This is a genomic window from Oceanospirillum sediminis (assembly GCF_014164585.1).
Lineage (GTDB): Bacteria > Pseudomonadota > Gammaproteobacteria > Pseudomonadales > Halomonadaceae > Oceanospirillum > Oceanospirillum sediminis.
In genome coordinates this window covers 1-313 of record NZ_JACJFM010000336.1, presented here as the reverse complement: position 1 = coordinate 313, position 313 = coordinate 1, and the positions used below count along the sequence as shown (strand labels likewise).

General features: G+C 36.4%; 1 protein-coding gene. It reads right to left on the bottom strand.

The window, feature by feature from the left end:
- Positions 1 to 2: 2 nt before the first annotated feature.
- A partial coding sequence (locus tag H4O21_RS25135) for a hypothetical protein (protein WP_220495916.1) occupies positions 3 to 313 on the bottom strand: 311 nt, incomplete at its 5' end.

Here is a 313-nt window from a genome sequence, read left to right as displayed (position 1 = left end):
CTCTATTTTTTAGGAAAGATTCTTTTGAAAATTTTTGGACGTTGATCTAACCATGTTGTCGCTGTATACATCAATCGAAAACTGCCATAAATTCCAGCACTAATTAAACCAAAACCACCTAATCCAAAAACGACTGCGCCATAAGGATGTTTAGGTTGTATCTCAATCACCGTATCATACAAAATATGCAAGCCCCAACCATCCCAGATACCTGTATAAATCCATCTTCCTACTAAAATTCCGACAACCAAGAAACACAAAAGACAAACAATATTCGCAATCAGAATACAGTAACGTTCGACAACCTCACTTT